14 protein-coding genes are annotated in these 21,291 nt (G+C 49.2%); 3 read left to right on the top strand and 11 right to left on the bottom strand.

Features of this window, described 5'->3' with window-relative positions:
* Positions 1-407: 407 nt before the first annotated feature.
* Complete coding sequence (locus ABY802_RS01425; protein ID WP_372625220.1) at positions 408-2,678, bottom strand: CHRD domain-containing protein; 2,271 nt, start codon at positions 2,676-2,678, stop codon at positions 408-410.
* 331 nt (positions 2,679-3,009) lie between these two features.
* Between ABY802_RS01425 and ABY802_RS01420 the strand changes: the two genes are divergently transcribed.
* A complete protein-coding gene (locus ABY802_RS01420) occupies positions 3,010-3,957 on the top strand; it encodes a calcium/sodium antiporter (protein WP_372625219.1) in 948 nt (315 codons plus the stop codon).
* A gap of 85 nt (positions 3,958-4,042) precedes the next feature.
* On the opposite strand, the gene rimO is transcribed toward ABY802_RS01420, so the two are convergent.
* Positions 4,043-5,446: a 30S ribosomal protein S12 methylthiotransferase RimO gene (rimO, locus tag ABY802_RS01415; protein ID WP_372625218.1), complete on the bottom strand. Its 1,404-nt coding sequence runs from the start codon at positions 5,444-5,446 to the stop codon at positions 4,043-4,045.
* 188 nt (positions 5,447-5,634) lie between these two features.
* Here rimO and ABY802_RS01410 point away from each other — a divergent pair, with 188 nt between their 5' ends.
* Positions 5,635-6,636, top strand: a complete 1,002-nt coding sequence (locus tag ABY802_RS01410) for an NAD(P)-dependent alcohol dehydrogenase (protein WP_372625217.1) — start codon at positions 5,635-5,637, stop codon at positions 6,634-6,636.
* A 56-nt stretch (positions 6,637-6,692) separates the two neighbouring features.
* On the opposite strand, the gene ABY802_RS01405 is transcribed toward ABY802_RS01410, so the two are convergent.
* Positions 6,693-7,205 (bottom strand): DUF1993 family protein, encoded by a 513-nt coding sequence (locus tag ABY802_RS01405; RefSeq protein WP_372625216.1) that lies wholly within the window; start codon positions 7,203-7,205, stop codon positions 6,693-6,695.
* A gap of 184 nt (positions 7,206-7,389) precedes the next feature.
* Here ABY802_RS01405 and ABY802_RS01400 point away from each other — a divergent pair, with 184 nt between their 5' ends.
* Positions 7,390-9,042, top strand: a complete 1,653-nt coding sequence (locus ABY802_RS01400; protein WP_372625215.1) for a response regulator — start codon at positions 7,390-7,392, stop codon at positions 9,040-9,042.
* A gap of 10 nt (positions 9,043-9,052) precedes the next feature.
* On the opposite strand, the gene ABY802_RS01395 is transcribed toward ABY802_RS01400, so the two are convergent.
* From ABY802_RS01395 to mfd, 8 genes are all read right to left on the bottom strand, one after another.
* Positions 9,053-12,181, bottom strand: coding sequence for an efflux RND transporter permease subunit (locus ABY802_RS01395; RefSeq protein ID WP_372625214.1), 3,129 nt, complete (start codon positions 12,179-12,181; stop codon positions 9,053-9,055).
* A gap of 9 nt (positions 12,182-12,190) precedes the next feature.
* Positions 12,191-13,432, bottom strand: a complete 1,242-nt coding sequence (locus ABY802_RS01390) for an efflux RND transporter periplasmic adaptor subunit (protein ID WP_372625213.1) — start codon at positions 13,430-13,432, stop codon at positions 12,191-12,193.
* Positions 13,425-14,711 carry a TolC family protein gene (locus ABY802_RS01385; RefSeq protein ID WP_372625212.1) on the bottom strand — a complete coding sequence of 429 codons (1,287 nt, stop codon included), beginning with the start codon at positions 14,709-14,711 and terminating at the stop codon, positions 13,425-13,427. The genes ABY802_RS01390 and ABY802_RS01385 overlap by 8 nt, the downstream gene beginning before the upstream one ends.
* A 50-nt stretch (positions 14,712-14,761) precedes the next feature.
* The gene (locus tag ABY802_RS01380) at positions 14,762-15,082 is read right to left on the bottom strand and encodes a cobalt transporter (RefSeq protein WP_372625211.1); all 321 of its coding nucleotides are present in this window, start codon (positions 15,080-15,082) and stop codon (positions 14,762-14,764) included.
* A gap of 97 nt (positions 15,083-15,179) precedes the next feature.
* Positions 15,180-16,115, bottom strand: a complete 936-nt coding sequence (ylqF, locus tag ABY802_RS01375) for a ribosome biogenesis GTPase YlqF (protein WP_372625210.1) — start codon at positions 16,113-16,115, stop codon at positions 15,180-15,182.
* Positions 16,116-16,168: 53 nt separating this feature from the next.
* On the bottom strand, positions 16,169-16,447 hold the full coding sequence (locus ABY802_RS01370) for a hypothetical protein (protein WP_372625209.1): 279 nt from the start codon (positions 16,445-16,447) through the stop codon (positions 16,169-16,171).
* A gap of 175 nt (positions 16,448-16,622) precedes the next feature.
* Positions 16,623-17,789 carry a CsiV family protein gene (locus tag ABY802_RS01365; protein ID WP_372625208.1) on the bottom strand — a complete coding sequence of 389 codons (1,167 nt, stop codon included), beginning with the start codon at positions 17,787-17,789 and terminating at the stop codon, positions 16,623-16,625.
* The gene (mfd, locus tag ABY802_RS01360) at positions 17,786-21,265 is read right to left on the bottom strand and encodes a transcription-repair coupling factor (RefSeq protein WP_372625207.1); all 3,480 of its coding nucleotides are present in this window, start codon (positions 21,263-21,265) and stop codon (positions 17,786-17,788) included. Before mfd ends, ABY802_RS01365 begins: the two co-directional genes overlap by 4 nt.
* Between the last annotated feature and the right edge of the window lie 26 nt (positions 21,266-21,291).

Genomic DNA, 21,291 nt, shown 5'->3' with positions numbered 1-21,291 from the left:
GTAGTCGTGGTTTTGCCGGCATCAACGTGGGCGAAGATACCAATGTTTCTGTATAAGGATAAATCTGCTGACATAGTAATCTCAATAAGCTAGGGTTTGAAAATAGTGCGACAATATACAGGATTTTAAAAAGATTTGCAGAGAAAAAATGGTGTCGGTTGCTAATTTTTTATCCATGCTGTCAACGCTGCCTGACACCCGATTTTAAATAGTCGCTGCGCCAGCACCAGCCTCAGTATTAATAACTACGAAAATTAATGAAAGCTGTCTCTCACCACTAGCATGGTAGAGGCGGTATGTTATTTAACAGTGAATGAGCTTATTTAGTCAGACAGAGGTGTTTCGGGCAGGCACAGCATTAGAAAGGGCGGAAGTCAGTGTCACTGACTTCCGCCTTGATACTATGGTTACTCTATTTGACCTCGTATTTCGCCACCCGGGAATTCCGGAGTATGGACATTAACGTAGTGACCACCTGCGGCCAGCACGTCAAAAATACTTTGCGATAACTCGGCAGTTGCCGGTGCCTTCCAACGGTTAACGTTGTCAGTATCTTGTTCAAGCGCTAAAAGGACCGGGCCGTTTACTCCAGCCACACCGGTATGGATGTGCGCAGCCGTAGCATCTTCCACTCCTGAGGTCAGCACTTGCAGCTCCAGTTTGAAATCACTTAACCCCACCAAAGCATAACCGCTACCACTGGCGGTAGTGGTTACTGCAGGGACTTCCTGAGCACCTGACAGCGGGAACGTGATTAACGCGAACTGATCGCTAGCGACAATTTGACCACGAAGCTCACCACCGGGATTAGCTGGCGTATGCACATTGACATAATGACCGCCTGATGCCAGCACCGCTAAAATATCTGCGTCTATCATGGTGTCAGCTGGGGTCGCCCATTTGCCAGCATCATCAGCAGACTGTTCCAGTGAAACCAGCACATCGCCATTTAAGCCAACACGGCCGGTGTGAATATGGGCCATGGTGGCATCATCCACGCCTTCAGTCAGGGCCGTTACTTCGAGAGCAAAAGTGGTTGTATTAACCAGTGCATAGCCGGTACCGGTAGCAGTCGTCGTTACCGCAGGTACTTCTTGCGCACCAGTTAATGCAAAGGTTGCCAGCACAAAGTTGTCGGTAACAATCTGACCACGCAACTCACCACCAGGATTGGCAGGAGTATGCACATTGACATAATGGCCGCCAGAGGCAAGCACGGCGAATATGTCTGCATCAATCATGGTATCGGCAGGCGTAACCCATTTGCCGGGCTCGTCCATAACTTGCTCAAGGCCTACCAATACAGGGCCATTATTACCAATGCGCCCGGTATGGATATGCGCCATGGTGGCATCATCTACGCCCTCGGTCAGGGCAACCAATTCAACACTGTAATCGGTGCTATTAACCAGGGCGTAGCCGTCGCCGGATGCGCTAGTGGTCACCGCCGGAACTTCCTGAGCACCAGTTAGGGCAAAGGTCGCCAGCACAAAGTTATCGGTTAAAATCTGCCCGCGCAGCTCGCCACCCGGATTAGCAGGGGTATGCACATTGACATAATGACCACCAGAAGCCAGTACGGCGAACGTGGCTTCGTCAATCTGAGTGTCCTCAGGTGTCATCCAGGTACCCAGATCATCACCAGATTGCACCAGACCCACTAAGACACCGCCGTTATTACCGATGCGACCGGTGTGAATATGGGCCATAGTGGCATCATCAACACCGGTAGTCACTGCGACCACTTCTACCTGAAAATCATCAGTATTCACCAGGGCATAGCCGTCTCCCGATGCCTGGGTATCTACCATGGGTACTTCCTGTTTGCCGGATAGCCCAAAGGTTGCCAGCACAAAATTGTCGGTCAGAATTTGCCCTCTCAGCTCACCACCCGGATTGGCAGGAGTGTGGACATTAACGTAGTGTCCTCCGCTTGCCAGCACCAGAAAGGTTGCTTCATCAATCATCGTATTCTCAGGAATAACCCACACCCCTTCTTCCTCGGCGGCTTCCAACGCTACCAGCACGTCACCGTTAGTACCAATTCTGCCGGTATGAACATGGGCCATCGTTGCATCATTTACGCCCATGGTCCTTGCCGTAAGGATAAGTTGGTAATCGGTTTGATCGACTGCCGCATAAGCAAAGCCAGAAGCAGAGGTATCAACTGCCGGTACTTCTTGTTGACCTGATAATGGAAAGGTAACGATTACGGTATCTTCGTCTACTATCTGACCCCGTATTTCGCCGTCAGGATACTCTGTGGTGTGGACATTGATGTACCACTCGCCGTTTTGCAGATCAGCGATAAGCTGCTGACTGATGTCGGTGGCAGCAATGGTGTACATACCGTTACTACCTGCGACAAAATTAAATGCCACAGGGCCGTTAAAGCCTAAGTCGCCATCATGAATGTGCGCGGCTTCAACGTTTTCAACAGCAGATAAATCAAGAGTAGCTCGAATTTGCCGCAAGTTGCTGTCAAGTTCTACTGTTGCAGAGGCCGATTGGGCTGAATCAACATGTGGTACTTGCTGCATACCTGACAAGGCTACCTCAAACGTTTGGGTAGTGGTAAATACCGGTGGTGGTTCAATAATAACTTCTTCATCGTCTGCGCCTTCAAAACAGCCGGTAAGCACAAACAACGGTAGTACAAGATAGAATAATTTTTTCATATCAACACTCCTGTAGCTAGCTGAAAAGTAAAAAATAAAGGGTACAAAAAATTAACTGCAATAAGACGTACGCGTGATAACGTGCTTTGGATGCAGCAATTTCAATTAATTAAGGGTAGTACATCATGTCTGATCAACAACCGGTAGCACCGGTGTAGCGCCAAGTTGAAGCATATAAGGCTAAAGGTTTCCTATCTTTAGTGCCTGCGACCACAGCGATATTGCTATTTATCGTATACCGGCCAGCTAATAAAGCTGGGATTCTGTTGTACACTTGTAGCAGGTAATGACCGCGCAGCGGCTTTAATTGTTTAGCAAAAGGGAGGTATTGATGGTCGTTGATTTTATGTTTATTGCCCTCGCACTTGGACTACTTTTTGTTGGTGCTGAGGGGCTTGTCAGGGGCAGTGCTGCAGTGGCAACCCGGGCAGGGCTAAGTCCTCTGGTTGTCGGATTGACGATTGTTGCGTTTGGCACCAGTTCGCCGGAACTTGTCGTCAGTGTCAAAGCGGCTATTTCACAGCAAGGCGATATTGCAGTAGGCAATGTAGTCGGTTCAAATATCTTCAATATTGCTTTTATTCTTGGGTTAACAGCTCTGGTGTGTCCTATCCCCGTTCACCGACAGATCATAAAAGTAGATGCGCCCATTGCGTTGGGAGCCGCCATTTTACTGGTATTCCTTCTTATGGATAGAACGCTTGGACGCATTGAGGGCGCTTTACTTATTACAGGGATAATTGGCTATACCTTTATGAACGTGATGTTGGCACGCAAAGACGGTGCTGCACTTGATACGTCTGGCACAGAGCCAACAATAGCTGTAATGCGACGTTCCTGGATGCTCGATATTGTGTTCATTTTAGCCGGATTAGTTGTACTGGTAATAGGGTCGCAGCTGCTCGTAGAGCACTCGGTGAAACTTGCCACGTACTTTGGCATCAGCGAGGCAGTTATTGGGCTAACAATTGTCGCTGCTGGCACCAGTATGCCGGAACTCGCAACCTCTGTTGTTGCGGCTTTTCGAAAGCAACCCGACATTGCGATTGGTAATGTCATCGGCTCGAACGTTTTTAACATTCTTGGAATATTGGGGGTGGCTTCAGTTGTCACGCCAATAAGTGCAACAGGCATATCGACATTCGATTACGCCACTATGATTATTTTCACGGTGTTACTCATATCCTTACTCTATACCGGGCGGCTGCTTCATCGCATTGAGGGGGTTATGCTTCTGCTGCTATATGGCGCCTATGTTTTTGTTTTATGGCCCCAGTGACGTGATTCTAGTTATGTAGCCTTAGATTTGTAGTAAAACAGGTGGCCGACGCCACCTGTTTCTGAGGTTGTGTAAAAGCGTTAGGTTACTCTGCCAGTGACGCCCATAAATCATATTCATCGGCTTCATCAACTACGGCGTCGATAATCTCGCCTGGCTTCACATTGGTTAAACCGTTTAAATACACCGCGCCATCGATTTCCGGTGCGTCGGCGTAGCTTCTGCCAATTGCGCCTTCTTCGTCTACTTCATCTATCAGCACTTTAATGGTTTTACCAATTTTGCTTTGCAAACGAGCCGCACTTATCGCTTGCTGCTTTTGCATAAAACGATGATAGCGGTCGTCCATTACCTCGTCTGGCACCGGATCAGCTAATTCGTTGGCTTTTGCACCCACCACCGGGCTGTATTTAAAGCAGCCAACGCGATCAAGCTGCGCTTCATCTAACCAGTTAAGCAACATCTGAAAATCTTCTTCGGTCTCGCCTGGAAAGCCAACAATAAAGGTAGAACGAATGGTGAGCTCAGGGCAGATTTCGCGCCATTTTTTAATCCGCTCCAGCACCCGCTCAGCCTGACCGGGGCGTTTCATCAGCTTTAAAATACGTGGGCTGGCGTGTTGAAACGGAATATCTAAATAAGGCAGTACTTTGCCAGCGGCCATTAAAGGAATAATGTCATCGACGTGCGGGTAAGGGTAAACATAATGCAGCCTTACCCAGATACCCATCTCGCCTAAGGCTTCACATAGGGACTGCATCGAGGTTTTTACCGGCGCACCATTCCAGAAACCGGTGCGGTGTTTCACATCAACGCCATAGGCGCTGGTATCCTGAGAAATCACTAGTAACTCTTTAACGCCAGCATTTTTTAAACGCTGCGCTTCATCTAATACTTCCCCGACAGGTCGGCTGACTAAATCGCCACGCATTGACGGAATAATACAAAAAGTACAACGGTGGTTGCAGCCTTCAGATATTTTTAAATACGCATAATGCTTGGGCGTTAATTTAACGCCATGGTCTGGCACCAGCATGGTGAAAGGGTCATATTTGGGCTTTGGCACAAACTCATGTACCTGCTTTAACACGTTTTCATAGCTGTGTGGGCCGGTAATACCGAGCACATTAGGATGCACCTGACGAATTTCATCTTCCCGGGCGCCCAGACAGCCGGTCACAATAACCTTGCCATTTTCAGCCAGCGCTTCGCCAATGGTATCCAATGATTCCTGCACTGCACTGTCAATAAAGCCACAGGTATTAACGATAACCAGCTGGGCATCATCGTAACTCGGTACAATATTGTAACCTTCACTTTTTAGCTGGGTCAAAATACGCTCAGAGTCGACCAGGTTTTTCGGGCAGCCCAGTGACACAAATCCAATGGTATTGCCGCTACTGGCAGCAGTTTTTGCCTGTTCTGCTATCGCTTTGGCAGGGGTATCCAGAGTAGTGGTTTGGCTTGGGTCAAAGGTTTGAACTGTCATAGTGTCTCTGTATTAAGGCGCAGCCTGAAAAAAGTCGGCGGATTATACCTGAAAGTCTGCTAAGAAACAGGTGCTATTGGTCAAATTGTAGCCATTGTGGGTTTATTTCCGTGCACTATCGCAGATCTGGTTAATACTATTAGCTGTATAGCTACTACTGACAAATAAATTAACCACACGGAGATATTATGATTAATGCATATGCGGCAATGGCAGCGAAAGGCAAACTCGAACCTTGGCAATATGATCCGGGCAAACTCGGTCGGCAACAGGTAGAAATTGCTGTCGATTACTGCGGCATTTGCCACTCGGACATCTCGATGTTACATAATGAATGGGGCATGTCTTCTTATCCGCTGGTGGCGGGTCATGAAGTGGTAGGCCGAATTGCTGCTGTTGGCTCTGATGTTACCCATTTGAAAGAAGGGCAGGTAGTCGGGCTTGGCTGGCACTCTGATTACTGTAAAGTGTGTAGCACCTGTGGCAGTGGCGATCATAACCTGTGCAGTAGTGCTGAAAGTACCATTGTTGGCCGCCACGGCGGTTTTGCCGATAAAGTACGTGCTAATGCCAGCGCGGTAATCCCATTACCCGAAGGGATGGATGCAAAAACTGCTGGCCCGTTGTTTTGTGGCGGGATTACCGTGTTTAACCCCATGGTGCAGTTTGACGTTAAGCCCACTGATAAAGTGGCGGTAATAGGCATTGGCGGTTTAGGGCACCTTGGTTTGCAGTTTCTGCGGGCCTGGGGCTGTGAAGTAACTGCCTTTACCTCCAGTGACAGTAAAATGGCAGAGGCCAAAGAGTTGGGGGCTCATCATTGCATTAATTCCCGCAGTGAAGCTGATATTGAACAAGCGGCCGGTCGGTTTGATTTTATTATCTCAACTGTCAATGTGAAACTTGACTGGAATCTTTATTTGTCAACATTAAAAGCTAAAGGTCGACTGCATTTTGTTGGTGCCACGCTCGAGCCGCTGGATATTGGTGTGTTTAATTTAATTATGGCTCAGCGCAGCATATCTGGCTCACCTGTGGGCAGCCCGGCAACAATAGCCAAAATGCTGGAATTTGCTGTGCAGCATGACATTAAGCCGGTTGTGGAAACTTTTAAATTCAGTCAGATCAATGAAGCATTGGCGCACCTGGAAAGTGGTAAAGCCCGCTATCGTATTGTACTGGAGCGGTAGGTTTATAAAAAAATGCCGGGTAAGTCACCCGGCATTTTTACATAATTTTTAAAGAGTTAAGATTTGTAAGGTAAAGCACCTAAATAATCTTTTTTACCAACATCAACGCCATTATGACGCAAAATGGCGTAGCTGGTGGTGATATGAAAATATACGTTAGGCATAACATGCTGAATTAAAAATTCATAACCATCTAAATATTTTCCCTCCCAGCGCGGCTGGCTGACTCGCACTGTAGCCGCACTATCAAAGTCTGCCTTTTTAAAACTGGCAAGGTAATCAATAGTATCGGTAATCCGTTGCTGCAACTGCGCTAGATTTACCTCGTCGTCGGCATGCTTTGGCGCACTGTCTACCTGATCTGTTAAACGCGCTGCACCGAGTTTGGCGCTGTCGCAGGCAATTTGCACCTGGCGGATAAGGGTAAACTGATCGGGCGCCAGCCGGGAATTTAGTAACACCCTCACATCAAATTTTTTCTGCTCAGCATAAGCGGCTCCTTTATCCAGTATCGCGCTTAAATTTTTCAACATTTTGCTATTTTGCACTACGGTCAAATCATAAAACATGGTCAGGCCCTCTGGCTTGGTTGATAAAACATATGGTGATTGAGTTTGGGGCTAAAGATCGTTAGGGCAATGGTTACGGTGGATTATATATTGATCGAGATTAGCGTAGATTTTATTTTTTGCTAATACAGCGAATGTGCGGTTAGTATGATTAAAATTAATTTCGGGGATAAGAAGTCAATCCATGGAACAGGAAGAACTTACCGCCTTAAATAAGCTCAATGTTCTGATTATTGATGATCAGATACTGGTGCAGAATGTCATTAAGTCAGCATTGGTTGAACTTGGCATCGAAAACGTTAAGTGTGCTGAGAATGCATATTATGCACTGCGTTTATGTGAACAAACCACCTTTCATGTCGTGATTTGCGCCTTCAACGTGCAAAGCGATAAAGATGGTTTTCATTTACTCGAAGAGCTTAAATTTAAACGCCATGTCACCAAATGTACGGTGTTGATTTTTTTAAGTGCCGAAACCAATGAAGATTTGGTAAACAGTATTGTTGAACTGCAGCCCGACGATTTCTGGGTAAAACCGTTAAGTAGTAAACATGTCCAGAACCGCCTGCCAGTGACGCTGGAAATAAAACGCACTTTATTTAATGTTTACCAGGCGATAGACCGCCAAGACTACAGTAAAGCCATTTATTTTGCCGAGCGCCATTTACTGAACACCGGTTTAATGAAATATCATCTGCAAATGAAGCGGTTAAAAGGCGAATGTTTGCTTAATTTACGTGAGTTTGCCGAGGCAGCAAGGTACTACGACAACTTGCTAAAGGCTCAGCACAAGGTGTCGTGGGTGTATCTCGGTTATATTAAAGCCTTGCTACAACAAGATAAGCTTGCTGATATTCAGGAGCTTTTACAGCAGCTTACGGATAAAACCGATACCCGTTTTGCCACTTATGACATGCTGGCACATTACTACATTGGCAAAGAAAACTATCAGCAAGCGTACACCGAGATCAAAAAAGCCAGCCGGCTGGCGCCGCGTAATATCGAACGCAACAAACGCGTACTCGATTTAGCAAGGCTGAATCATGATCATGCCGGCCAGTATCATGCCACCATTGCAATGGCGAAGTTTGCCAAAAATTCCATCCATGATTCACCCTTACTACGTCTGAATGTTGTGCGCTCAGCCATCGATTATGCCACCACGCTGGACAAAGCCGATGCGTTGAAGGTGTTGAACCAGGCCGAATTATTGTTAAGTGAGCTGGAAAAACAATTACCGCTGGCAGCTCAGCTTAAAGAGCAGCTACTGGTGGTAAGGGCGCGGTTACATACCGCCAGGGAAGAGCGGCCCAAAGCGGAGAGCATCGTTGATAATCACCTGAGTTTGCGACCGACTACTTCGGTTGAAGATAATCTGGACAAGGTCAAAGCGCTGCACGAGTTAGGCCGGCGGGAGGACGCGGTCACGCTGCTTGATGCCATTAAGCGTCAAATCGCTGGTACCGGCCTGACCAATCAGGTGGTAGGCAAATATATTGAGCAGGAAGCCGCCGAGCGCACCGCAGTACATTTTACCCCACAGCAATTAAACCGGATGGCGGTCGAGTTTTTTAAGCGCAATAAGTTTAAGGCCGCATTAAATTCGTTAGAGCAAGCCTACTCACTTACCCCGAATAATATGAACGTTGCCCTGAATATTCTGAAAGTACTGGTGGCGATGCAAGGTCAGGCGCCGTTGGATGAAGGCTGTGCTGCGCTGGCAAAAAATATTATGCAACAACTTCACTATGCTCAACTGGAACCGACACAACAACAACAGTGTTCAGAATATCAACAGCAACTGCAACCAGCACTTGTAGCTGGCAGCAGTGGCTGATAGTGCCAGCTTATATTACTTTGCGATGCACCAGTTTATAAAGTGCCGGCAACAACACCAGCGTTAGCAAAGTGGCAGAAATAATACCGCCAATCACCACCGTGGCCAGTGGTCGTTGTACTTCAGCGCCAGTGCCGCTGTTAAAGGCCATTGGCACAAAGCCAAGGCTGGCGACCAAAGCGGTCATTAACACCGGCCTTAAACGCTGCACCGCGCCTTGTTGTATTGCCTCTGACAACCTAAGGCCCTGTTCTCGCAATTGCTTAATCATGGCCAGCATCACCACGCCGTTAAGCACAGCAATACCGGACAAGGCGATAAAGCCTACCGCAGCAGAAATAGACAGCGGCATATCGCGCAGCATTAATGCTGCAAAGCCACCGGTTAATGCCAGCGGTACCCCGCTAAATACCACCAACGCATCTTTTGCTGAGTTAAGTGCACTGAACAGCAGGCCGAAAATCATCAGTAACGTTAGCGGTATCACCCACATTAAACGATTAGACGCCGATTGCAGTTGCTCAAAGGTACCGCCATAACCAAGCCAGTAACCAGCTGGCAGTGCCAGCTTATCAACCATCAATTGTTTGGTTTCAGCAATAAAACCGCCCAGATCACGCCCTGACACATTGGCGCTGACCACAATATTGCGCTTAGCACTTTCGCGGTTGATCTGATTGGGGGCATTAATCTCATTAAAATGGGCGACTTCGCCAAGCGGCACATAGGTTAACTCGCTGCTGTTGTCAGACATGCCAGGCAGCGCCAGAGGCAGACGTTTTAATTGCTGTGGGTCACTTCTTAAACTTTCATCCGCTCTGATAATCAGGGCAAAAGCTTTATCACCTTCGTAAATAAGTCCGGCGTGCGCGCCGCCCACCATGGTTTGGATATTCTGTTGCACGGTCGCCACATCAATACCCAGAAGTGCCAGATGCTCACGGTCGGGCTCAATCGACAACATCGGTAAGCCGGTTGCCTGCTCCATTCGCACATCGACTGCGCCGGGTACCGTTGCCAGTAATGCCGTCGCCTCCTCTGCAAGCTTCGCCAGTTCAGCTAAGTCATCACCATAAATTCGCAGGGCAACATCGCTGCGCACCCCGGCAATCAGCTCGTTAAAGCGCATTTCAATTGGTTGGGTAAACTCGTAGTTATTACCCGGCACGGCTTCAACGGTTTGGCGCAATAAGGCAACAAAATCGGCTTTGCTGATGCTGGCATCTGGCCACTGTGATTTTGGTTTAAGCATAACAAAGGTGTCTGCCACATTCGGTGGCATCGGATCGGTGGCAATTTCGGCGGTGCCCAGTTTGCTAAAGACCCGTTCTACCTGAGGCAGCGCCGCTATTTCACGCTCCAACAGCAGTTGCATCTGCAGCGACTGGTTTAAGCCGGTACCGGGTATACGCAGCGCATGCAGCGCAATATCGCCTTCATCCAGTTGCGGCATAAACTCACTACCGAGCTTGCTACCTTGCCAGAACATTATCGCCATAACGAGCACGGCGCTGCCGATAAACAGTACTGAATGGCGCAGGCTCTGCCTGAGCACTGTCGAGTAACCACTTTTTAAGGTGCGCATTAGCGCTGAGTCCTGCTCTTTCACTTTGCCATGAACAAAAATGGCAACAGCCGCCGGTACAAAGGTAATCGCCAGTAGCACCGCACCGGCCAGTGCGGCAATAACGGTAAAGGCCATCGGATGAAACATTTTGCCCTCGACGCCGCTTAGCGCAAAAATAGGCAGGAATACCAGTATTATAATTAACACGCCAAACACAGCCGGCGTGAAAACCTCACGGGTAGCCTGGTACACCTCGCTTAAGCGTTCGTCCAGGGTTAATAACCGGCCTGTTCTTTGCTGGGCTAAGCCTAAGCGGCGCAGGCAGTTTTCCACCACGATCACCGCACCATCGACCATTAAACCAAAGTCGATAGCGCCTAAGCTCATCAGATTGCCACTGACTTTATTGATGGCCATACCGCTAATGGCAAATAGCATGCTAAGCGGAATAACTAGCGCGGTAATCAGCGCGGCGCGAATATTGCCCAGAAACACAAACAGCACCACGATAACCAGCACGGCACCTTCAAACAGGTTTTTCTGCACGGTAGCAATGGTTTTGTCTACCAGAGTGGTCCGGTTATACACCGCTTGGGCACTGATACCGCCGGGCAATGACCGGTTAACCTCAAGCAGTTTTGCTGCCACCGCCTGAGAAACGGTGCGACTGTTTTCACCCATCAGCATAAACACGGTGCCGAGCACGGTTTCTTCGCCATTAAGGCTGGCGGCGCCGGTACGCAACTCCTTGCCTAAATACACCTCGGCAACATCGCGCAGCCGCACCGGCGCATCATCACGTTTTGCGATTATCAGCGAGCTAATGTCATCAAGGCTGCGCAACTGCCCGGGCGAACGCACCAGCCACTGTTCACCGCGTTGCTCAATATACCCGGCGCCAACATTGCTATTATTGCGCTGAAGGGCATTGGCGATATCATCCACGGTCAGTTTAAAGGCCAATAGCCTGGCCGGATCGGGCGCCACCTGATACTGGCGTTGATAGCCACCAATGGTGTTCACTTCCGTGACCCCTTTGACATTAACCAGCTGCGGTTTTATCACCCAGTCCTGCAGTGTGCGCAGGTCTTCTGCATGGTAAGCCGAGCCATCTTCTTTTAACGCATCGGGCTTAGCGCTGACGGTATACATAAAAATTTCACCCAGGCCGGTGGCAACAGGGCCCAGTGTTGGGTTAGTGTCAGCAGGCAGGTTTGCTCTGACCGCTTGCAGGCGCTCAGAGACCTGCTGGCGGGCCCAGTAAATGTCGGTGCCGTCGTTAAAGACCACCGTTACCTGTGACATACCATAGCGCGACAGCGATCGGCTGTATTGCAGCTTCGGTAGGCCGGCCATGGCATTTTCAATGATCACCGTTAGCCTTTGCTCTGCTTCCAGCGGCGAATAGCCGGGTGCAGCAGTATTAATTTGTACTTGCACGTTGGTAATATCAGGCACAGCATCCATGGGCAGGCGCTGAGCATTGTATATGCCAGCGACAATAAGCAGCAGGGTTAACCCCAGCACCAGATAGCGGCGGCTAAGGGCAAACTTTAATAGCAAGTCAATCATGGCGCACTCCTAGTGATCATGGCTGGCGCCGGATTTAAGCACATCGGCTTTAAGCACAAAGCTGTTGTCTGTGGCGTATTCAGTGCCGGGTTTAAGGCCTGCGGTCACTTCTATATAGTCATCATCTTCACGTCCAAACTGCAGCATCCGCACTTCAAAGGTATTGCCATAGCGGGCAAATACCACCGGCATATCCCGAAAGCGTTGAATAGCGCGTTTCTGCACGGCCAACGCTACCGGTATGGTAGCCGTCAGTACCTCAGCTTTAATATGCATACCTGGTCGCCAGGAGCCATTACTATTGTCCAGCACGGCGCGTGCCCGCGCTATGTGGCCTTCAGTCATCTTCGGTGCAATGTAACTTAGCTTGCTGTGGGCACTTTCACCATGATGCAAGCTGAATACGGACACCGGCATACCGACACGCAATTGGTCGATATCATTAGGAAAAGCAGATAGCTCGACATAGACGCTGCTGAAATCAACGATGTTAAATAGCACCTCGTCGCGGATCAGCTCATTGTTGTTAAAGAACCGGTCGGTAATGATGCCGTTTGCCGGCGATACAATATCGTACATTTTTAAGGTTGCGGCGTTGCTAATACGGGCTATTCGCTGGCCCTTAGTGACCATATCGCCTTGTTGTACTAATACCTCTGTCAGCGTGCCGGAGTAGGGCGCTTTTACCTTAAACTGAGCGGTTGGCGGGCTACTGATCACGCCAAATAAATGGGTTTTCTGGGTCAGTACCTGCGCTTGGGCGATATCAGTGCCAATACCTGCTAACGTAAAAATTCTGTCGCTCAGTTCAACCCGCCCTTCAAAACTATCGTAATGCCAGTGGTATTGCCGGCCCTGATAGTTGACGCTAATATCGACGCGATACGAGTGGGGCTCAGCGATGCTGATATCGCCTACCAGGTACTGCTGCTCCGGGCTAAAGCGGATGTTGTCCTGCTGGCCATCCAGCCGGTGTAGTGTCACTTCAGCGTCCAGCGCAGCGGGTGCAACCGGCTCACCACTGGCATAAGCATACAAACGCATTTCCGGTGGTATACCTGTTTCAAAAATGGTCACTTCCAGCGCAAAATCAGCTTCAGTTAACAATCTGCCGCCATGCGGGCCCTCAGCTTGTTCAGTAGCATGTTCATTATTATGATCGTCATGTCCGCCTGCGGCCTGGGCCGTGGCGATGAAAAGGAGTAGTAACGATGCCAGCAAGCTGGTCAGTATGGTTAGTGTCTTATTCATAGCTGTGCTCCAACGCAGCGGCAGGCGCTGTGGTTGTGAATGTCATGGGTTGGCCGGTAAGACGCTCCAACTCCAGCAGAGTCAGATGAAAGCGGCTTTGGCTTTGGATTAGGTCATGTTCTGCCTGCGCCAGCTCTTCTTCTGCGGATAACAGGCTTAACAGGTCAAGCTGACCCTGCTGATAACTGCTCAGACTGATTTGCTGCAGTTTTTTTGCTTCAGGCAGTAATCGGGTATTGATGACGTACACGGCATCACGCAGCTGCTGTAAATTTAACCACTGCTGTTGTATCAGTAGCGATAGCTCGCTGGCGGCAAGCTGCTGCTGCCTGGCCTGCAAGGCGTGATCTTCGGCCTGTGCCAGGCGACGACCTTCGTTTGGATCAGTAAGCGTTAGCGGTATACTAACGCCAAACACCAGTGCATTATCGTTGTTAGCCTGGCTACGTCTTAACCCGGCTGAGAAACGGACGTCGGCCTGACTGTCAGCTTCGGTTAAACGCAACTGACTATCGGCAATACGTTGCAGCGTAATATAACGCTGCAACGCCGCACTTTGTTGCAGTTGTTGCTGCAGTGACGATAATGCGGGTACTTCTGGCAACATGGCCAGTTCGCCAGTTACCGCAGCAAAATCAGGCGTGGCATTCCATCTGGCAGCCAGGCGGTATCGTTGGCTTTGAATGCTCTGCTGGATATCTGCCAGTTCAATCTGGCTGCGCAGCAGCCGCAGTTTAATCCGGCTGATATCGGCATCCAGCAGGTTACCTGCTTTACTGCGTAATTCCGCCGTCGCCAGCAGCGTTTGCTTACGACTGATTTTTTCGCGGGCCCAGTGCTGTAAATGCTGTAGACGCAATAACTCCACATAGTGCAACGTTGTCGTTGCCAGCGCATCCAGTCTGGCCAGTTCATAATTATCACGTTGCAGCTGGCTTTGCCGTTGTGCCAGCTCTACCCGGCGCTCGCGTTTTTGACCCAGTTCAACTTGCTGACTCAGACTCAAGGTAAGCTCTGCAGCTTTCAGGCCCCGGTTATCGCCTGTGCCCAACACATTTTCAAGCGAGATATCCAGCTGGGGGGTAGGTTTAATGGCAGCTTGAAGTTGCTGGGCTTCCGCCATTCGCAGTTGATACGGAAATGCTTGCAGCGTTGCATCATGCTGCAAAGTGCGTTGTAAGGCCTGAGGCAGCGCTATTGTTTGCGGTTGTTCTGCCGCAAGCATAGCTGAAAAGCTTGTTGCCGCCAGCAAAGCCGGCAGCAAAAATGTCATACGCATAGGTATGCTCCTGTTAGTTAATCAGTAATAAAAGTGATAAACGAGCAGGATCAGGTGTTGGGTGGCGGTACGGGCGGGCTGTAACTGATAATGTTAAAGTGACTTGGGCTACTGATAATGACAGTTTCATCGAAATTCAGCAGTTCAATGCCGTAAAAAAAAGCAATGTGACAGCTCACATGAGCATGCTCGCTGTGCTGTTCAGAATCGTCAGCGCTGAGGCTGTCATTCGAGGGGGTGTGGCTTTCGTAAAGGGCGGTAAAAGAATGGTTATGTTCAGGCAGATGGATCACTAACGAGTCACATGCAATCACCGCATGGTTAAGCATAATAAGTAATAGCAGTAACACATTGAGTGAGCGATTTAACACAATACTCTCAAACTAATACTCTCCAACTAATACCCGCGCAATCAAGCTTTTTTAACCCGTTGTCATAGTAGCGGCTGTATCTGCCAAAAACAACGAATTAACGATATTTGCGCTGTGCTCTGCGTTTTCGCTCAGCCTCGCGCTCGGCTTTATCTTTTGATTTGGCCGCTTCTTCGGCCTTGGCATCAATTTGCTCCTGACTGACCATATTCGGGGTTTCCAGCGTGATGGGACCCAGGTTACCGGCACGCAATTCGGTGATCAGAATGGTACCGGCTTTTTCTAAATCCACAATACCGCCTTTACGCATACAACCGCGGCGCAAACCAATGGCATCAAGCAGCGCCAGATCGTTTTCTGGTTGTTCAGTTAAATCAAAACGCTGCATCACTTCCTGAGGATACACCTGCAATAAATAATCTGCAGCAAATAGCGCAATATCGGCATACTCGAATACCGTATCTTTAATGGCACCGGTTACGGCAAGGCGATAACCACAGGTTGGGGGGCTGAGCTTGGGCCATAAAAAACCCGGGGTGTCGGTCAATATAACGTTATTTTCCAGCTTTATTCGTTGCTGTGCCTTGGTAACCCCGGCTTCGTTACCGGTTTTAGCAATGGTGCGTCCGGCCAGGGTGTTAATTAACGTTGACTTGCCTACGTTAGGAATGCCCATGATCATGGCGCGGGCGGGACGAATATCAAGGTTACGCTCTGGCAGCATGTCATTGCACAGTTTTAATAGTGCTTTTATTTGCTCGGGGTGTTGCTGGCTGATCGGAATTGCCCGCACGCCGCTTTGTTGTTCAAAATGCGCGACCCAGATTGCAGTTAGTTTCGGATCGGCTAAATCTGCTTTATTGAGCACCTTAATGCAGGGAGTGTTACCACGAAGCTGCGGTACTAATGGGTTTTCGCTGGAAAAGGGGATACGGGCATCAAGCATTTCGATGATGATATCAACCTGAGGCATTACCTCAGCAATTTCTTTTCGGGCCTTGTGCATATGGCCCGGAAACCAGTTAATTGACATCAGTTATCCTCAATAGCGATCAGGGGAGCATCATACTCTATTGTGATAAAGGGCTACAGCAAAAATTGATAAAAGCTAATCAGAGTTATCGGGGTAAGCATCGCGGAGTATACGGCGGCAGAGGGCAAACGGATAATACCCAGTCCTTTAAATAGTAACAGCAGGCTATACAAGCCTAATAGCGGCGGCAACACATCTAACCACAGGCTGTTGGCGGCGTATGGCATCAGCCAGCCTAACAGGCTACTGCCAGCACTGGCAAAAACCAGCAACAACAGTAAAAGTAAATAATGTGCGGGAGTAAACTCGGGATTTAAATTAAAATCGTCCATTGATCTCTGGCTGTGGTTAATGGGTAAGGTTACTGTAAGAAAAAACCATGTTACTTACCCGTTGTTATTTGTATAAATATGTAACGAGGGCGCTAGTGTAGTGCCTTGATTAAATAAAGCAAGCCTCAGGCAATCGCGTTAATGTTTGGCCTGCTGTAAAAACAATGATTTAGAATCATCTGTTGGCTGTGCCAGTGGCAGCCTCAGATTGTATCACTTCTGGAACTGCTGCTTCAGTGACAGGCTCCGGCTGGGGGGGGGCAAACCGCCTGATCTGAACAATCATGCCAAGATAGGGGTGATCCAGGTAATGCAGCTCACCGCTTATTACCCGCCTGCTTTGCTTGACATTGATACTCTGGATGTTGCCTTCAGGCAAAGGGCGCCGCAGGTTAAATTCAGTATTAATAAACAGGTAGTGATCTAAATGCAGTTTAAATAAACCATCAAGTTGCCAAACATGATCCGGTAAATTAGACATGCTGTCGCTAACCTTTGGCAGCGGCTGGTCTGGGCTGGCCATGTCCTCCAGTTTACCTGCAGCCTGGAGTTGGCTCAGCAAGGTATCAATGGCATTAAATAAATCATCCTGTGGCTCACTATTAAACGGGATATCAGGCAGAGCGTCTTGCTCCTCAGTCACGCTCTGTTGACGGCTCTGGCCCCAGTAATCGACCTGCGCTGAGTAATTTTTACCGGCAAACCAGCGGCTGGGCACCGCTAATTTTTCAGTAACCGGCGCCTGGCGCCACACCGTATGTAGCAACAGGCTCTGATTTGACTGACGGTTTATTTTGTTGGCAAGCTCGGTTAACTCAAACGCGCTTTTAGGTGCTATATAAGGTATAGATTGATGTTGTTCAGAGTCGCCAGCCATTACAGCGGGCAGACTGTCAGGCATGGGTAGCTCGGTATTTACTAATTTTTCCGGGAAAAGCGTTGCACGCTGCCAAGCTGCAGGTTCAGTCTCACTGATGCAAAACAGAGCGGCATAAGGCGGCTGCCATTGTTGCCAGTTACGCAGCGGGGCGGGTAAAAAACGACGCCTGGCGTCAGCGTTCGCATCACAGTGAGATAGTGCTAGCAGCAAAGACCTGATCTCAGGCTGATATCTGGCTGACACCAAATCAACGCTATTGCCCAGGCGAATGGGTTTAACCTCGCGGTCAAACTGTTCTTTAAGATCAGTACTCTGGCCAGCGCTAAACACAATAAGCTCAATCTCAAACCAGCGCTCTGCAGGTTTGCTTGATGCGGCGGCATCGTTACTGACTAAAAGCAGTGCGCCACTGATAAGGGCAGTAGCGGCAACAGCGATAGTTTTTACAACAGATACTTTCATGCTTTCTCCAGCTGATGCTGGCTGAAATCAGCCAGCATATTGGCTACCAGGCTTAACCGGTCTTTGGCATCAGGGCTGGCGATAGTAAACCGTAGTTTTTGACCGCCTTCCAGTTTAAAAATTCGGCTTTGTTGCTGGATGAGCCCAATAATATAGGCAGGGGCAACCCGGGTCTTTTCAGCAAACTCTATTAGCCCGCCTTTGGTATTGGCTTCAATTCGTTTAATGCCAAGCTGCTGGGCTTGCTGCTTAAACTCGGTAAGCTTAACCAGATTTTTCGCAGCATCGGGTAACAGTCCGAACCGGTCAATCAACTCGACCTGCACATCATCCAACTCGCTGTCATCTTTGGCACTGGCCAGCTTTTTGTAGAACGATAGCCGCAAGTTTACATCAGGGATATAGCTGTCGGGTAGCAGCGCCGGCAGTTTTAAATCAATTTCGCTTTGCTGGCTTAGCATCATATCCAGGCTGGGCTGACGGCCTTCCTTCAGTGCAGTAACGGCTTCATCCAGCATGTCCATGTACAGAGTAAAACCGATAGTTTCAATTTGACCGCTTTGCTCATCCCCTAACAGTTCACCGGCTCCGCGGATTTCTAAATCATGGGTAGCGAGCGCAAATCCGGCGCCTAAGTCTTCCAATGAAGAAATGGCTTCCAATCGCTTTTCCGCATCTTTACTAAGCCGCTTGGGTGGCGGTGTCAGCAAATAGGCGTATGCCTGATGATGAGAGCGGCCAACCCGGCCCCGCAGCTGGTGCAGCTGGGCCAGACCAAAGTTATCCGCCCGGTTGATAATAATGGTGTTGGCGGTGGGCACATCAATACCCGTTTCGATAATGGTAGAGCACAACAGCAAGTTAAAACGCTGATGATAAAAATCTGCCATGATCCGTTCTAAGTCACGCTCACGCAGCTGGCCATGGGCAATCGCAATATTGGCCTCTGGTACCAGCTCGGTCAGATCACTGGCCATTTTTTCAATGGTCGCCACGTCGTTATGTAAAAAATAGACCTGGCCACCGCGCAGGATCTCCCGCATGACGGCTTCACGCAATAAGCCGGCCTCAAACTCCCGGACAAAAGTCTTCACTGCCAGCCTGCGAGCCGGCGGTGTGGCGATAATGGAGAGATCCCGCATGCCTGACATAGACATATTTAAGGTGCGCGGAATAGGCGTCGCGGTCATGGTTAAAATATCAATATTGGCCCGCAGTGCTTTAATTTTTTCTTTCTGGCGCACCCCGAAACGGTGTTCCTCGTCGACAATCAGCAGTCCCAAATCGTGCAGTTTAATATCGTCCTGCAATAATTTATGGGTTCCAATCAAAATATCGACTTTGCCGTTGGCAACATCTTCCAGTATGGCTTTTTGCTGCTTCTGACTTACAAACCGGGATAACACTTCTACCCGAACCGGCCAGTTCGCGAAACGGTCTTTAAAGTTCTCAAAGTGTTGTTGTGCCAACAGGGTAGTGGGCACCAGAATAGCCACTTGCTTGCCATCATTAACCGCAATAAAGGCTGCCCGCATCGCCACTTCGGTTTTACCAAAGCCAACATCACCACACACCAGCCGGTCCATCGGTTGTGGGGTTTGCATATCATTTAATACGGCAGTGATGGCGTCCTGCTGATCGGCAGTTTCCTCAAACGGGAAACTATCAGCAAAAGCCGCATATTGCTCCAGATCTATTTTGAACGCATAACCCTGGTGGGCGGCACGCTGAGCATAAACATCCAGCAGCTCTGCGGCAACATCACGAATTTTTTCAGCAGCTTTGCGCCGGGCTTTTTCCCAGGTGTCGTTGCCCAGCTTATGTAACGGCGCATGCTCCTGATCGCTACCGGAATAGCGGCTTAGCAGGTGTAACGAAGAAACCGGCACATACAGTTTGCTGCTACCGGCATATTCAATGGTAACGAATTCTGCGCTGATCCCTGCGGCATCAAGCACCTGCAACCCCTGATAGCGGCCAACGCCATGTTGTAAATGCACCACGGGTTGACCTTCGCTCAGCTCGGCCAGATTGCGGATAATCGTATCGGAGGAAACCTGCTGACTTTTTTTACGGCGCCGGCGCTGGCTTATTTTCTGGCCAAACAGCTCGTTTTCACTGATCAGCGCCAGCGGCGGGCTGCTGGTAATAAAGGCACCTTGTTCCAGGGCGCCTACCAGGATGACTAAATCGGCGTCGCTATTGGCAAAATCAGCCAGCCGGGTAATTTCAGGTGCCCGGATCCCGGCTTTGTTAAACAGCTGATGCAGGCTTTCCCGCCGGCCTTCACTTTCTACAAAGAAAATTGCCCGGCCATTTTGCTGCTTTAAGCTCACTAAAAACTGGCTAAGCAAGCTAAGTGGCTGCTTTAACTGATGCTGGATATTCAGATCTGGTAACTCGGCCACCGGGGCGTTTTCCTGGCCAGCTTTAACTGGCAAGGTGGCACGACTTAGTTTTAACCGACTGAAATTATTTAGTTCACTGAACAGCTCATCGGTTTGCAGATAAAGTTCCTGCGGTGGCAAAATCGGCCGCATGGTGTCGATTGCGCGATCATGATAGCGGCGCTTTAACTCAAGCCAGAACTGATTAGCACTGTGTTCAATATCACCATAACTTAAGGCAATGCAGCCTGGCGGTAAAAAACTGAACAAGCTGGCTGTGTCTTCAGCAAATAAGGGCAAGTAGTATTCAATGCCCGCCGGGAAAATACCTTGTGTGACTTGCTGATATAATGACTCTTTTTCATTACGGGCCGCAAAACGCTCACGATAGCGCAGCCGGAACCGCTCAATCGCCGCTTTATCAGTTGGAAACTCATGTGCCGGCAATAACTCAATGGCTTTGACCTGACTTAAACTGCGCTGATTATCCGGATCAAAAGTACGAATACCATCCACTTCATTATCAAAAAAATCGATCCGAAATGGCGAGCTGCAACCCATTGGAAACAAATCGAGTAACGATCCCCGGGCTGAAAACTCGCCATGCTCCATCACCTGATCCACTGCCCGGTAACCTACCGCAGTCAGTTGCAATTTCAGCGCGGTTAAATCAACCTGCTGGCCCTGTTCAATCAGAAAACTGGCCTGTTCCAGGTAATTGCGCTGGCTGATTTTAAGCAGCAGGGTACTGACCGGCACAATAACCAGTCCTTGTGTTAACAGTGGCATCTGATAAAGCGTCTTCAGCCGCTGGGAAATAATATCCTGATGTGGCGAAAATACGTCATAAGGCAAGGTTTCCCAATCGGGCAGGGTAAGTACCGGGCAGCTGCTGTCATGAAAAAAAACAGCCAGTTCCTGTTCCAGCCTGAGCGCACTGGGGGTATCGGGCACGATCAGTAAATATACCCCAGGTTCGGTCTGTACCAGTTGGGCAATAGCATAAGGGAGGGCGGCGCCATGCAGCTGGCCCCAACTAATCTGATCCTGCTGACGTTTAATTCGTGGTAAAAACTTAATAAAACTCATTAAAACCTGAAGCCCTATACAAAAAA

Origin of the sequence: Arsukibacterium sp. (assembly GCF_041616895.1) — a bacterium.
Taxonomy (GTDB): domain Bacteria; phylum Pseudomonadota; class Gammaproteobacteria; order Enterobacterales; family Alteromonadaceae; genus Alishewanella.
This window is presented reverse-complemented; position numbering and strand designations above follow the sequence as displayed.

Excerpts from the sequence above, each read along its gene's own strand:
- ABY802_RS01390 (WP_372625213.1), bottom strand. The coding sequence starts at position 13,432 with ATGAATAAGACACTAACCATACTGACCAGCTTGCTGGCATCGTTACTA.
- ABY802_RS01385 (WP_372625212.1), bottom strand. The coding sequence starts at position 14,711 with ATGCGTATGACATTTTTGCTGCCGGCTTTGCTGGCGGCAACAAGCTTT.
- ABY802_RS01395 (WP_372625214.1), bottom strand. The coding sequence starts at position 12,181 with ATGATTGACTTGCTATTAAAGTTTGCCCTTAGCCGCCGCTATCTGGTG.
- ABY802_RS01370 (WP_372625209.1), bottom strand. The coding sequence starts at position 16,447 with ATGGACGATTTTAATTTAAATCCCGAGTTTACTCCCGCACATTATTTA.
- ABY802_RS01365 (WP_372625208.1), bottom strand. The coding sequence starts at position 17,789 with ATGAAAGTATCTGTTGTAAAAACTATCGCTGTTGCCGCTACTGCCCTT.
- ABY802_RS01410 (WP_372625217.1), top strand. The coding sequence starts at position 5,635 with ATGATTAATGCATATGCGGCAATGGCAGCGAAAGGCAAACTCGAACCT.
- rimO (WP_372625218.1), bottom strand. The coding sequence starts at position 5,446 with ATGACAGTTCAAACCTTTGACCCAAGCCAAACCACTACTCTGGATACC.
- ABY802_RS01425 (WP_372625220.1), bottom strand. The coding sequence starts at position 2,678 with ATGAAAAAATTATTCTATCTTGTACTACCGTTGTTTGTGCTTACCGGC.
- mfd (WP_372625207.1), bottom strand. The coding sequence starts at position 21,265 with ATGAGTTTTATTAAGTTTTTACCACGAATTAAACGTCAGCAGGATCAG.
- ABY802_RS01420 (WP_372625219.1), top strand. The coding sequence starts at position 3,010 with ATGGTCGTTGATTTTATGTTTATTGCCCTCGCACTTGGACTACTTTTT.
- ABY802_RS01405 (WP_372625216.1), bottom strand. The coding sequence starts at position 7,205 with ATGTTTTATGATTTGACCGTAGTGCAAAATAGCAAAATGTTGAAAAAT.
- ABY802_RS01400 (WP_372625215.1), top strand. The coding sequence starts at position 7,390 with ATGGAACAGGAAGAACTTACCGCCTTAAATAAGCTCAATGTTCTGATT.
- ylqF (WP_372625210.1), bottom strand. The coding sequence starts at position 16,115 with ATGTCAATTAACTGGTTTCCGGGCCATATGCACAAGGCCCGAAAAGAA.